We start from the raw sequence: 13,499 nt of genomic DNA on the forward strand, positions 1-13,499 counted from the left end.
ACCCGCTTAAAGGGCCTCATACGATCAGACTGCTGACAGCGAAGCTCGTGCCGAGAAAAACGGCGCAAAGCAAAATGCCGATGGCTACATTTCCCTTTTGCAGATGCTCCGAGATTTTCAGCCCCGGGGTAGCGAGCTCGAAAATCCAATAAGCGGCGATCAAGCAGACGTAGCCGACCGCGAACCAGAGCATCATGTGCCAGATCGACGTGTTCGTATAGGCGGCAACGCCGAGAATGACGGCCGTCGCCATGAATTTTCCGCCGAACGCCAGCCCCACTGCTACGTTGCCTCTTTTGAGCTCCTCCATGTCCTTGAACGGCGTCATCCAGCTGAATATAAGCATGCCGATCAACTGTAAAACAATAATGACGATAACGCTGGCGACGATATTGGTGACGACGATCATCAAGCCCACCCCCTGAATTTTGCGTATGACAGATCGTATTGCCCGTAATCGTGGACTTCCTCTACGAGGACGGGTACTTTCTTTAGCCCCTTAAGCTTGGCGTACCGCTCCTGGTCGATTGGCTGCTTGATCCGGTTGCCGGACGGCAGCGTAATGATAGCGAAGCGGCGCTGTTGTCCTTTGTATTCGGTCAAATAAACGCCGACAAGCTCCACGTTTGTCTGAATCGATATTTTCAGGTTCGCGATGTCGGCCTTCGCCTTGGCCTCGTCCGGATAAGACTTGATCGGCGTCCAGGCGGACAGCCCAACCTCGCTGCGCCCGCCTTCGCCCTCCGTCATGTTCGCGCTCATGTACTGCAGCGTCCAGATTTTGTCGCCGGTGGCGTAATTGCCGTCGTTGGGCAGCAGCGCGTTGTCGGGCAGCACGGTCATATCGCTGCCGACGATGTCCCCGACCGTACCCGCCACGATCCGGTAGTCCCACGGAACGCTGGTCCCGGACGCCTCGGAATCCGACCGGCCCGCAGACTTCGAAAAGACCGACTTTTCATTCGAACATGCGCCGAGCAGGCACGCAACAAGCAGCATCGCCGCTGCAAGGCGCAGCGCGTTTTTTATTTTCGCGGCCCGCGGAGATGCCTTCCAAGCCGCTTCGCCGACTGAATAATGCTTCAACATGCGCTTACTTCACTCCCAACGGGATAAAATGACTCGTGTTGCCGGTAATGAGGCCGCCTGCTCTGCCGAGGAGACCACAAGGCTTGCCGTTAAGTACGAACATGCCGGTGAGCAGACGGAAATCGCCCGCCGCGGTCCGAATGGGAGCGAGCTCCGCACGCTGCTGATAGACCATCGGAAACATCTCGCTCGTATCGAACCCGTCGCGGTCTTCCGCTTCAAGCTCGCCGCTTTTGCCGTACAGCTTGACCGAGCCGCCCTCTCTGCCGAACATCGACTTGGATACGAAGTCAGCGTCGAGAACGGGTCTGTCGTAAGTCGGAAGCATATAGCGCGCGATTGCGGCGCGATCGGCCTGGTCGAACAACAATCCTAGCTCATATAAGCCCCAGGCGGCGGCTTGCAAGCCCTTGGACTGCATGACAATGCTGTGCGGCGAATTAAAAAGCGCGAGATTGCCCGTATCGATCGCATAAAGCAGGGCATCGCCGCCTTCGTCGTAGGCAAGCCATTCCTTGGGGTACAGCGCGAACAGCCTTTCGATCGGCTTGCCCTCCCCGTCCTTCAGCACGCCTTCGTCCACCCACAGGTCCAGGCAATCGACGAATCTGACGGGCAGCCCTCCGTGCTTCGCGAGCGCCTCGATCGTGCCCGAGTCCTCCAGGTGGCTGCCGTAATCCATGCAGGCCGCAGCTTCGGGGCGCTCAACCGCCCAGGCTTCGGCAACCAGAGCCGCCATGTTCGCGTTGGGCGATTCGACGCCGGCCTCCGCACACAGCCACGGCGTCGCGATCGCGGCTTCGACGTAGCCCGTCGGCGTATCCGCGTTCAGTTCCAGCAGCTTGATCGTTCCGTCCGCCGAAACGGCGAAGTCGAACCTCGCATACCGGCTTATAAGCCCTTCGGGCGGCGCCGGCAGCAGGTCGAGCGTGTCCCACAAGATCTCCGGGATGCCGAGCAGCGCGTACAGCTCCCGCTTGCCGAATACGTAACGGGCCGTCTTGTCGAGCACGCGCCAAAGCGCTGCCGAAGCGGCTTCGAGCTCCGCGTACAGCGCCTTGGGCAGGACCAGGATCTGATCCAGCCAATAGGCCTCTTCCTCCAGATCCGCCCAGGCAAAGCCGAGCTCTGCGAGCTTGGCGACCCGCTCCCCCCTGTCGGGATGCGGCATGCCTCGAAGCTCGAATACGGTGTCGCTCATCCCCCGAACCCGCCGGAAGACCTCGATTTGCCGCCGGAGCCCGAAGAGCCGAATACGCTTTTGGACTTGGAACTGCCCGAGGACGACCCGCTGAACCCGCTGGAGTTGCCGCCGATGCCGCCTGGCTTGGAAGACGACGAGCGGCGGGTAACCGAGCCGCTTTTGTCGGTCGTCTTGGGACGAACCGCGGAGCCGACGACCGGCTTGCTGCGGAACGTCTCGCTGTCGTACGACTTGGCCTTGTAAGGACGGGTCGTTCCTGCGTAATAGGTCGTGTGGGAATTCGCCCACCCGGACGACGAATAAGAGGAACCGTTATTGAAGATCAAATGGTAAAGCAGTAAATCGTCCCAGCCAAAGCCGGAATGATAGCCGTTGTTGACGATAACGGTTTGACCCGAGCTGCCCGTTCCTGTACCCGATCCCGTCCCGCTTCCTGCGGCCGGCGGACAAGGGACGACGTCCTCGCCGTCCTTGCATTCATCGCCATCGCCCGCAAGCGGCAGATTCCAGTCGACAGCCGGGTCGTAAAAGGCTTTGACAGCCTCCGACGACCATTCGACCAGTTTGGGCTGCGCGACCGCCGCCGTCTCGGATGGCTTCGCTTCGGCCGCGAAGGAGGCGGAGCCCAGCGCGGCGTTGGCGAGCAGCGCGATGCCGAGCGAGGTGGACAGCGTCTTGAGCGGTGCGCCGTCTTTACCGAAAAACTTGAACTTTGCCGAATCGTCCGTTTTATCTTGTCTTGTCACGATGCGTGCCTCCCGCTACCGTCCTGCTTCAGGGCTCGGTGCCCGTGCGGACGACAAGAATTTCCAGCTTGCCGGAATCCAGATTAAGCCTGCCTTCGACCGTTTCGTATTCAAAGCCGCCGACCGTGATGTAGTTGACGTGCTCTAGCGCAGCGACCATGTTCAAAGTCCAGGTGCGTTCGTCGATCCGCTTGAGTTCCCCGGCCTCGTTTTTCTCCATCAGGTAGACGGAAATTCCGTTGTCCAATCCCTACACCCTTCCGAATTTGGAATCTTTGCACTGAATTACAGTAAACGAAGATAGAATCGAGTGTCAATTGGTATTTTGGAAAAAAAAACAAGCCCGCCATATTAACGGCAAGCTTGGAATGTTGGCAGATTCTGTCGTCCGGTCAAGTTCCGCAAAAGGTTCTGTATCTGCCGCACGACGGATGGGGCGGCTCGGCAAATTCAGCTTGCGCCGGCGCGTAGGCGAACGGATCTCGAAGCGCCTCGACCAGCCGGTTCAGGACGCCGTAATCGCCGCGTTCGACAGCCGCCTCGAGCGCCTCTTCCACGCGGTGGTTGCGGGCGATCGCCGCCGGATTGCTGCGTGTCATGAGCCGCTGAGCTTCGGCGGCCGCATCGTCCGTATCGCCGATTCTGGCTCGCCATCTGCCGTGCCAGCTCGCGAATGCATCCGATTCGAACAGCGCCCCTTGCTCCGTCGCGCCGACGGCCAAACTCGCGAACGTATTCGTATAGTCGGCCCGATGCGTCTCCATCAGTTCAAGCAGGTCTTGGGCGAGGGCTTCGTCCTCGGACGCTTCTCCCGGAAGTCCGAGCTTGGCGCGCATGCCGGCCAGCCACTCGGCTTCGAACAGCTGCGGAAACGCGGATATCTCCCGTTCCGCCAAAGCTACCGCACGTTCCTCGTCCTTGTGGAGCAGCGGCAGCAGCGTCTCGGCAAATCGCGCCAGATTCCAGGCGGCGATCCGAGGCTGCTGGTTGTACGCGTAGCGGCCGTTCGCGTCGATCGAGCTGAACACCGTTGAGGGATCGTACGCGTCGAGGAACGCGCAGGGACCGTAATCGATCGTCTCTCCGCCGATCGCCATGTTGTCGGTATTCATCACGCCATGAACGAAGCCGACCAACTGCCACTTCGCGATCAGAGCGGCCTGCCGGCCGACGACCGCCTTGAGGAACGACAGGTAGTCGCCGTGCTCGATTTCCGGGTCATGCCTTTGCATCGTATAATCGGCAAGCACTCGCACTTGGTCCGCGCCGCCGGCGCCTGCGGCGTATTGGAATGTCCCTACCCGAATATGGCTGGCTGCGACGCGGGTCAGAATGGCGCCGGGCAGCTCGTCCTCGCGAAATACGGGCTCGCCCGTGGCCACGACCGCCAGGCTGCGCGTCGTCGGAATGCCCAGTCCGTGCATCGCCTCGCTGATTGCGTACTCCCGCAGCATCGGTCCTAGCGCCGCCCGGCCGTCTCCGCCGCGCGAATAAGGCGTGCGTCCCGAGCCTTTAAGCTGAATGTCCCGGCGCCTTCCATCCGGAGAGAGGTGCTCGCCCAGCAGCAGCGCGCGGCCGTCTCCCAACATTGTCAGGTGACCGAACTGGTGGCCGGCGTACGCTTGCGCCAAAGGCTCCGCGCCTTCAGGCGCCGCATTGCCGGCCAGGACGGCCAAGCCGGCTTCGCTGCGCAGCGCTTCCTCGCTTAGACCGAGCGACTCGGCCAATCGGACGTTAAGCACGGCGAGCTTTGGGGCGCCCACCGGATTAAACGGGATTTTCGAGTAAAAAAAAGCTGGGAGACGCGCGTAGCTGTTGTCGAAGCGCCAGCCGGCCGCCGTCGTGGAGTCAGGGTTCGTCATAACGTCTCCTTTCGCAACCGTAAGGGTGCGTATTTTAAAATCTAGCCTTTATCCGGATAAAATATATGTCTCGCGCGCAGTTGGCCGTCGTCGGCTTCCAGAATGCCGAATGAAAATTGAGCTTGCCTCCGCTTGTCGGTCGGCGAGCCCGGGTTAAAGATCAGCATGCCGCTCTTTGCGTCGCGCCGCAGCACGGGAATATGGGAATGCCCATAAACGACTGCGTCAAGCTGGTCGTCTTTAAAGGCCGCGACCGCGTGCGCCTCCGTCTTCGTCCGAAGCGCCGCTCCGTGCCCGTGCACGACGCCGATCCGGCAGCCGCCAAGCGTCAGCTGTACGCGCATGCCGAACTTGGCTGCGATCTCCGGTCCGTCGTTATTCCCTACGACGCCATATACCGGCGCATACGCCGACAATGCGTCGTATACGCTCAGGCGGGTCCAGTCTCCGGCATGAATGATCGCCGCTGCGCCCGTCAGCTCGCGCTGCAGTGCCGCCGGCAGCCGCTTGCTCATTCTCGGCATATGCGTATCCGATAAGACCACGATCTTCATGCGCGATTCCCCGCTTTGCCTAGACTCGGTTCAATTAATCTTACCCTAGCCGCGTCCAATCATGAAGTGTATTTTGGAAATTCTAAAATTCAGCCGCCGCGGCCAGTTCTCGTTTCATTTCTTCTTCGTATTCGGCGCGCTGCGCGTCGGTGTATTCGAGCGTATCCGCCATAAAGTCGAGGACGGCCGCCAGGTTCCGCTGCGCCCAATCGATATCGAAAAATAATGCGCCGGTGCGCCTGATCAGAAAATCCGCGGGCTTAACGGCCATCTCCGCCTCGATGGCGTACGCGAGCATGCCATAAACTTCGTCGGAAAGTCCCTCGCCGGCGTTGCTGCCCTTCCGTCTGGCGATGCGCTCGAATACAGCGGCAGCGTTCGATCCGTATCTGCTCGCCAGCTGGAGCGCCGTCTCGGCCGACAATCCTGCCGCCTCCCCGGCAGCCGCAGCTTTTTTCACAAATTGGGTATAACGCCTGGAGCCGCCGACGTCGCCGCCCGATATCGGCAGCTCTCTTGTCGAGCAAGGGCCGAACGGACCTCGGCCGGCGGCAAGCAACGAGGCGGACAGCCGATCGACGACCGTTTCGGCCATTTTGCGGTAGCCGGTGAGCTTGCCGCCCGCGATCGTGAGGAGGCCGGACGGCGACAAGAAGATTTCATCGCGCCGCGACACTTCCGAGGGCGACTTGCCCTCTTCATAAATAAGCGGCCGGAGGCCCGCCCAGCTCGATTCCACATCCCGCTCGCGAAGACGAAGATCCGGGAACATGCCGTTGCAGGCGTCCAGCAAGTAGTCCCGATCCTCCCGCGTCGCCCTCGGCTGCGCCGTATCGCCAGCATAATCGGTATCCGTCGTGCCGACGTACGTCTTGCCGTCGCGCGGAATCGCGAATACCATGCGGCCGTCCGGCGTGTCGAAGTACACCGCCTGGCGAAGCGGAAACCTGCCGCCGTCGAAGACGAGATGGACGCCCTTGGTGAGCCGCAGCGTCTTGCCTCGCTTGGACCGGTCCAGCTCCCGCAGCGTGTCGACCCACGGCCCCGCGGCGTTGACGATCTGCCGCGCCCGGATCCGATACTCCCCCCTTCCGATCAGGTCGCACGCCAGCACGCCCGTCACTTTTCCCGTTTCATCGTAATGGAACTGCTCGGCCTTCGTATAATTGACGGCGTCGGCGCCGGATTCGGCCGCCTTTTTAAGCACCTCGATCGTCAGGCGCGCATCGTCCGTCCGGTATTCTACGTAAGAACCGCCGCCTCGCATGCCTTCCATTTTCAACAGCGGCTCCAGCGCCAGCGTCTCCTCCGCGCTAAGCATGCGTCGCCGTTCGTCCCGCTTCACGCCGGCGAGGAAATCGTAGAGGCGCAGTCCCAGCGACGTGCTCAGCTTGCCGAACGTACCGCCCTTGTACAAGGGCAGAAGCATCCGCTCCGGCGTCGTAACATGCGGGCCGTTCTCGTAGACGATCGCCCGTTCTTTGCCGACCTCGGCGACCATTTTAATCTCGAATTGCTTCAGATATCGCAGCCCGCCGTGCACCAGCTTCGTCGACCGGCTGGAGGTTCCCGCCGCGAAGTCCTGCATGTCGATCAGCGCCGTCCGCATCCCTCTTCGCTGCGCATCCAGCGCGATCCCGGCCCCCGTAATCCCGCCGCCGACGACCAGCACGTCGTAAATCTCCTTTTCCATCTCGTTCAGCTTGGCTAACCGGCTCATTCCGGCAAATGCGCTCGTCATGTCGATGCCCTTCTTTCTGTCGATTCGAATGCAATAAAACCACGATGATGCAGACCGCGCCAGGGTGGCGCAGCCGATATCGTGGTTTCTCCTGATCTCCGACCGGATATGAACTTGTCGTTATTTGAAAGCCATGGCGGCCCGAACCGCTTTCTGCCAGCCCGCGTACAAGCGCTGCCGCTGCTCGTCAGGCATGACCGGCGTGAACGAGCGGTCGAGTCGCCAGCTGTCCGCGATGTCCTGCTTGCTCTGCCAGAAGCCGACCGCGAGTCCCGCCAGATAAGCGGCCCCAAGCGCCGTCGTTTCGCCGACGGAAGGACGCTCGACCTCAGCGCCGAGCAGATCGCTCTGGAACTGCATGAGCAGATTGTTGGCGACGGCGCCGCCGTCGACCCGCAGCCGCCGCAGCGGAAGTCCCGAATCCTCGATCATCGCGTCCAGCACGTCCCTGCTCTGATAAGCGAGCGACTCGAGCGTCGCCCGGATAAAGTGCTCCTTGGTCGTCCCCCGCGTGAGTCCGAAGATTGCGCCGCGCACGTCGCTGTCCCAATAGGGGGTTCCCATTCCGACGAACGCCGGCACGACGTAGACGCCATCTGACGAATCCACCCGCGCGGCATACGTCTCGCTGTCTGCAGACTTCTTGAGCATCCGAAGTCCGTCTCTCAGCCATTGAAGCGCCGAGCCCGCGACGAAAACGCTGCCTTCCAGCGCGTATTCCACTTTGCCCCCGAGTCCCCACGCGATCGTGGTCAGCAGTCCGTGCTTGGACGCGACCGCCTCCGTACCCGTATTCATTAGCATAAAGCAGCCTGTACCGTAAGTATTTTTAACCATGCCCTTCTCGAAGCAAGCTTGCCCGAACAAAGCGGCCTGCTGGTCGCCGGCGATCCCCGCGATCGGAATGTTGCGGCCGAAAAAATGATGATCCACCGTGTGCGCATATATTTCGGAGGACGACCGCACCTCGGGCAGCATCGAACGCGGCACCTCGAGAATCTTCAGCAGCTCGTCGTCCCATTCGAGCGAACGGATATTGAAGAGCAGAGTGCGGGAGGCATTGGAGTAATCGGTTACGTGCGATCGGCCTCCGCTCATTTTCCAAACGAGCCACGTATCGATCGTGCCGAACAGCAAGTCGCCGCGGGCCGCCGCCTCCCGTGCGCCCTCCACATGATCGAGCAGCCACCTCACCTTCGTTCCGGAAAAGTACGCATCGATCAGCAGACCCGTCCTTTCCCTGAACTGGCCGTCCAGCCCTTCTTGCCTCAGCGCCTCGCATATATCGTTCGTCTGCCGGGACTGCCACACGATCGCGCGATGGATCGGCCGGCCCGTATGCCGGTCCCACACGACCGTCGTCTCCCGCTGGTTGGTGATGCCGATCGCCTCGATCTGCTCCGGCCGGATATCCCCTTCGGTCAGGACGCGCGCGATAACGCCGAGCACGGACAGCCAAATCTCGTTGGCGTCATGCTCGACCCATCCGGGTTTGGGAAAATACTGCTTGATCTCCTGCTGCGCCACGGCAACGACGCGACCGCCTTTATCGAATACGATCGCGCGGGAGCTCGTCGTCCCCTGATCAAGCGCTAAAATATAGCGGTTTTCCATGTACGCTCCCCCTACCCTATTTCGTTTTCGTAATGCTTCCATAGCTGCAAATTGGACGTCGTGACCGCGGATGCGCCTGCTGCAAGCGCTTGCTCGACGTCGTTCGCCGTGCGGATGAGCCCGCCGGCGAAGACGGGGATGCCCGTGCGTTCATGCACCTCCGCGATCATATGCGGGATGACGCCGGGCAGCACCTCGATATAGTCCGGCTTCGTCCGCTCGAACATCGCGTAGCTCTTCTCAAGCGCGTTGGTGTCGAGCAGAAACAACCGCTGGATGGCCAGCAGCTTGTTCTGCTTGGTCTTCGCGATTACGCTCGCCCGGGTCGATACGATGCCCGCGGGCCTTGCGATCTGACAGATGAATTCGGCGGCGTACTCGTCGTTTTTTAGCCCTTCGATCAGGTCCGCGTGCACGATCGGCTTCTTGCCGTTCGACTTCGCGAGCTGCACGATCGGCTGCAGCTGCGCGACATGCATGTCGAGCAGCACGATATACTCGTACGGCAGCTTGATCAGCTTCTCCAGATCCTTGACCTTGCGCGCCGCGGGGAGGATTCGTTGTCGGCTGAATGACATGGGGGTACCCCTCCGTTCGGTCTAGATATAAAAAGAAAAGGAGATCGCGAACTCGTCCCCTGGGGGACTTGAGTCGCGTGCTCTCCTTTTCTCCGCCGCGCATATGAACTTGACACGATTATATTACAGGATCCGGATGGCGTCTACCCTGAGGTTAGGCGCTTTAGAGTCGGCGTGCGTAGCGTTGCTCACCGCTCCTTCCGCTATCGGGCTTCGCAGGCGCATCGCTTGAGGCGAAAGCGACAACAAGCGCAGCCACCGTCGCGATCAGGCTCGCGACGGCGGTCCGAGCCGGGTCGCCTGTACGAGCCGGCGTCCGAGCGCCGGCATGCAGCGCGCCGCGCTCAAAGCGGTACGCGCCAGAAGCGGCCGGCCGGCTGCACGCTGCAGCAAGTTCCCCCATCGCAGCGGACCGCTGAATTCGCTGCGAATCGCGCGGGCATACGCCTCCTCCCACTCTTGTAGGGACAGCTCGCCGCAGAGATAACGCTCTGCGGACATTGCGCACAGCTGCGCGGCGCGAAGCGCCATCGACATGCCATCCCCGCACAGCGGCGGGATCGTCGCGCAAGCGTCGCCGACGAGCGGAATGCCGTCCCAGGGGACTGGTCTGGCATATAATCGCACCGGCGCGATTGCGGCATGCGTGCCCGACACGGGCAGCGCGCCGGACAAACGCAGGTCGAGCGCCTGACTGCGAGACCGCGCGAGCTCGAGCCAGCCCTGCACCACGGTCGGCGCGTCGCGAACCGTGCGCCTGTCGAGCAGCGCGGCGGCATTCACGATGCCGTTGCTCGCGGGAGACAAGCCCAGATAGCCTCCGTCAAAAAAATATAGCTCGACTTCGTCCCTCGCTTCGATGCCTGTAAAGTGCATCTTGACGCCCAGGTAAGGCGAGCTTGCCGGCTTGTTCCTTCGCTGCGCGCCAGTCAAAACGGACAAACGGCCACCGCCGCCCCAAGCGCCGATGACGGCGCGCGCCCGCACGGTAATCGCCTCCCCGCCGCGAAGGATGTTCAGCGAGCAGCCTTCCGCTTCGCGCCGCATCGATGAGACGGTCGTTCCCGTCGCGACCTCGACGCCGGCCATTCGGGCTTCTCGGTGAAGTGCTTCGTCAAGGGCGAAGCGGCTGAGCCCCCAAGCCACGCCGGGCAACCGTATATAGAGAGGCGCACTTCCGAAGGCGTGAATCCGCGCCGCGCGGATTTCTGCCGGCTCGAGCGACTTTAAAGCAGAAGCGAAGCCGAGTTCGGACAGGATGCCGATCGACTCGGGCGACAAAAATTCCCCACACACTTTGTGCCTTGGAAACCCTTTTCGATCAATCAGGAGTACGCTGCGCCCGCGGTCCGCGAGCGCCTTGGCGAGACTGCTGCCCGCAATGCCCGCGCCGATGATCGCCACGTCAACCGCCTCGCATAACGCAGGAACTCGCTTTAAGACTTCGTTCAAGCGAGCGCCTCCTTTCCGTCGGGACCCGTTCCGCTTGAGCTGGAGCCAGATCTTGGGCCATAATCGGGAGTTGGACGGGCTGTCTTCGGCACCGTAACGACATAGCGGAACAAAGGTCGCCAGCTGTACGCGAAACCGTTCTCTCCCATCCGCACGCGAAGCCGCTCCCAATCCGAAGCCCGAAAACCCTTCGCGACAGACAGCGGACCGTCGTTCACGACATAACGGTTCCCCGATACGAGTCTGGCCGCCAGCCATACGGCCGTCCAAGCAAGCCAATGGCGATGAATATCCTGAATGACGATTCCCACTTTGGAAGCCCTCAGCATGGCTCTCGCGACGTCAGGCAGCTCCTCATCTTCAAAATGATGTACGAACTGGGACGCGGTGACGATGTCCGCGACCGCTTCTTCAAGGTCGAACAGGTCGCTGCGCATGACATGAATGCGAGGCTCGCCGGCGTAAAATGCCCGCGCTTCGGCGCACGCTTCTTCCGTCCGGTCGACGAGCGTGATGCCAATGGTCACATCGTGCGCTTCGGCCCAGCGGAGCAGCGCCGCATTGACGTCCCCGGAGCCGGCTCCGATGTCCAGCACCGTGAGGCGCTTCGGACGTCCCGCGTGCTCCCAGAGTCGCACGACGCCGTACAACGTCCGGCCGGATGCGGCGAACAGTCGGTTCAGCCTGCGCAAATGCCGCAGCGCTTCGCGCAGTTCGGCGCCTCCCTGCGCCAGATCGTCCATCAGCTCGGGCGCTTTTGCGCGCGTTTTGAGCAGCTTAAACATGGGAGGCCAGCTGCGCTTCATCGATCGGCTCGATTTCACCCTTTACTCCATGCAGCGTCTGTGAACGTATTGCAGCCTGCTCGCCCGGTCGGTAGACGATCGGCAGCATCTCGGCGGAAAGTCCGGGACCGAATGCGAGACATATGCCTTCCGAACGCGCCGCGTTTTCATCGCGTTTGGCCTTACGGATGGCATCGAGCACGAACAGCAGCGTCGCGGAGGACATATTGCCGAAGTCGCGCAATACGCCTCTGCTGTACCCGGTATGCATGTCTTCCAGTCCGAGCTCCGATTCGAGCGCGTCGAGAATGCCTTTTCCGCCGGGATGAATCGCCCAAATATCGGGCTGCGAATCCTTTTCCCCTAAAAAGGAAGCCAGGCGTTCCGGCAGGTAGCGGCCGATCAGCGCCGGTATACGGGAAGACAGATAGAGGTCGAAGCCGTGATCGCCGACTTCCCAGACCATCTCGTTCTCGCCTTCCGGCAGCAGCGCGCTGCTCGGTCTTCCCAACTCGAACGCATCCCTCCCGTCGCCTGCCTCGGCGCCGATCACGCACGCGGACGCTCCGTCCCCGAAAAACGATGCGCCGAAAAGCGCCTCCTTCTCTGCGGAAGGCTGAATGTGGAGCGTGCACAGCTCGACGCAAACGACAAGCACGGCTGCTTCAGGCTGCCCGCTCACGATATCGCGCGCCATCCCGATCGCCTTAAGTCCGGCTGCGCACCCGACAAAGTTCAGCGGGATCCGGTTCACCGAATCCTGTAATCCGAGCTGCTTGGCCAACACCGTGTCGAGCCCCGGCAGATACTGACCTGTGCAGCTGACCGTCACCAGATGCGTCAGCTCCGAGGGCGATATGCGCGCGTCGGAGAGCGCCGCAGACGCAGCACGCAGCGCTAACGGCACCGACGCCTGCTTGTAATTTGCCATGCGCTCCGAGGTCGCAGGCACCGCAAGTCCCGACAGCTGAGCGAAATAGCGGTTGCGCTCCGCCGGCTCGAGCAGGGCAGGTTCGCAGGTGTAGCGGGTTTGCACGCCGCATTGCTTGAACAGACGTCTCGCCCAGCGGGCAGCGTCGGGCGTCTCCCGAAGGGCCTCGGCCAGTCGCTGGGCCGTGTCCAGCTGGTCTAGCTTGTGCGCGGGCACCGCAGTCCCGATACCGAGCATCGTTATTGGCTGCTCAATGGTCTCCATCATACGCATCAACCCCATTTCGTTCGGATATCGCAAGACAAGCTGCTATCCTTCACTTTATTCCGGGCGGCGTTCGAATATGTAAACAAGCTGTTTTCGCGCAAAAAGGAGCTGCCCTTTCAAGTCATCTAAATGACCTTTGGGCAACTCCTTGACTTTTGCGGCTATCGACGCGGAAGACGAACGGGCAGCAACAATAGCTCAGTTTTCCGCAATCCCCGCGCATCCTGCTATCGGCGGCGAACGGGCGGACTACCTGCAATACGAAAATAGCTCAATTTTGACAATTTTGCGCTATACCCGCGCATTCCGATATCGGCAGGCGCATGAGCACCTCTAGTCGACAAACGGGACGAAGCAGGAGGTTCCTCCGCTTCGTCCCGTTTGATTCATTCGCTTGTTTGATACGGCGCCGAACGAAACAAGGTTACCGATTCAATGCGTAAATCAGCACTGCAACGATTGCGACCGTACAAACGACATAGATCCAGCTCAGGTTCGCCCACTTCTTGCCCGTCTGCTGGAAGTAGCCCGGATTGCCTTCCTTATTCGTCCTCGATTGCCCGATCGCGATCGTCGCCGCAAAGCCGACGACCATCACGACGATGACCAGAATAATCGGTATGATCATATCCGCTCTCCATTATTCGCAAGTTGCCATCATTATAGCAAATTCGGC

At 61.1% G+C, this 13,499-nt stretch carries 14 protein-coding genes; all 14 read right to left on the reverse strand.

Annotation, left to right across the window (positions count from 1 at the left end; genetic code table 11):
• Positions 1-16 precede the first annotated feature (16 nt).
• The 14 genes from KB449_RS13435 to KB449_RS13500 all read right to left on the reverse strand — a co-directional run bounded on the left by KB449_RS13435 (position 17) and on the right by KB449_RS13500 (position 13,451).
• The gene (locus tag KB449_RS13435) at positions 17-409 is read right to left on the reverse strand and encodes a DUF350 domain-containing protein (protein ID WP_282908869.1); all 393 of its coding nucleotides are present in this window, start codon (positions 407-409) and stop codon (positions 17-19) included.
• A complete protein-coding gene (locus KB449_RS13440; RefSeq protein ID WP_282908870.1) occupies positions 409-1,089 on the reverse strand; it encodes a signal peptide protein in 681 nt (226 codons plus the stop codon). The genes KB449_RS13435 and KB449_RS13440 overlap by 1 nt, the downstream gene beginning before the upstream one ends.
• A 4-nt stretch (positions 1,090-1,093) precedes the next feature.
• Positions 1,094-2,290, reverse strand: coding sequence for a glutathionylspermidine synthase family protein (locus tag KB449_RS13445; protein WP_282908871.1), 1,197 nt, complete (start codon positions 2,288-2,290; stop codon positions 1,094-1,096).
• On the reverse strand, positions 2,287-3,039 hold the full coding sequence (locus KB449_RS13450) for a hypothetical protein (RefSeq protein ID WP_282908872.1): 753 nt from the start codon (positions 3,037-3,039) through the stop codon (positions 2,287-2,289). Before KB449_RS13450 ends, KB449_RS13445 begins: the two co-directional genes overlap by 4 nt.
• A 28-nt stretch (positions 3,040-3,067) precedes the next feature.
• Complete coding sequence (locus KB449_RS13455; RefSeq protein WP_282908873.1) at positions 3,068-3,286, reverse strand: hypothetical protein; 219 nt, start codon at positions 3,284-3,286, stop codon at positions 3,068-3,070.
• A 145-nt stretch (positions 3,287-3,431) separates the two neighbouring features.
• The gene (locus tag KB449_RS13460) at positions 3,432-4,901 is read right to left on the reverse strand and encodes a protein adenylyltransferase SelO (RefSeq protein WP_282908874.1); all 1,470 of its coding nucleotides are present in this window, start codon (positions 4,899-4,901) and stop codon (positions 3,432-3,434) included.
• 41 nt (positions 4,902-4,942) lie between these two features.
• Positions 4,943-5,455, reverse strand: coding sequence for a metallophosphoesterase family protein (locus KB449_RS13465; protein ID WP_282908875.1), 513 nt, complete (start codon positions 5,453-5,455; stop codon positions 4,943-4,945).
• 82 nt (positions 5,456-5,537) lie between these two features.
• Complete coding sequence (locus KB449_RS13470) at positions 5,538-7,196, reverse strand: glycerol-3-phosphate dehydrogenase/oxidase (protein ID WP_282908876.1); 1,659 nt, start codon at positions 7,194-7,196, stop codon at positions 5,538-5,540.
• Positions 7,197-7,316: 120 nt separating this feature from the next.
• The gene (glpK, locus tag KB449_RS13475) at positions 7,317-8,810 is read right to left on the reverse strand and encodes a glycerol kinase GlpK (protein WP_282908877.1); all 1,494 of its coding nucleotides are present in this window, start codon (positions 8,808-8,810) and stop codon (positions 7,317-7,319) included.
• A gap of 11 nt (positions 8,811-8,821) precedes the next feature.
• On the reverse strand, positions 8,822-9,388 hold the full coding sequence (locus tag KB449_RS13480; protein ID WP_282908878.1) for a glycerol-3-phosphate responsive antiterminator: 567 nt from the start codon (positions 9,386-9,388) through the stop codon (positions 8,822-8,824).
• Positions 9,389-9,655: 267 nt separating this feature from the next.
• Complete coding sequence (locus KB449_RS13485; protein WP_282908879.1) at positions 9,656-10,840, reverse strand: NAD(P)/FAD-dependent oxidoreductase; 1,185 nt, start codon at positions 10,838-10,840, stop codon at positions 9,656-9,658.
• Complete coding sequence (locus tag KB449_RS13490; protein WP_282908880.1) at positions 10,837-11,625, reverse strand: methyltransferase domain-containing protein; 789 nt, start codon at positions 11,623-11,625, stop codon at positions 10,837-10,839. Before KB449_RS13490 ends, KB449_RS13485 begins: the two co-directional genes overlap by 4 nt.
• The gene (locus tag KB449_RS13495) at positions 11,618-12,823 is read right to left on the reverse strand and encodes a type III polyketide synthase (protein ID WP_350356224.1); all 1,206 of its coding nucleotides are present in this window, start codon (positions 12,821-12,823) and stop codon (positions 11,618-11,620) included. Before KB449_RS13495 ends, KB449_RS13490 begins: the two co-directional genes overlap by 8 nt.
• Positions 12,824-13,247: 424 nt before the next feature.
• Positions 13,248-13,451, reverse strand: a complete 204-nt coding sequence (locus tag KB449_RS13500; RefSeq protein WP_282908881.1) for a hypothetical protein — start codon at positions 13,449-13,451, stop codon at positions 13,248-13,250.
• Positions 13,452-13,499 lie beyond the last annotated feature (48 nt).

The sequence above is a fragment of the Cohnella hashimotonis genome (assembly GCF_030014955.1).
In the GTDB taxonomy this organism is placed as follows: domain Bacteria; phylum Bacillota; class Bacilli; order Paenibacillales; family Paenibacillaceae; genus Cohnella; species Cohnella hashimotonis.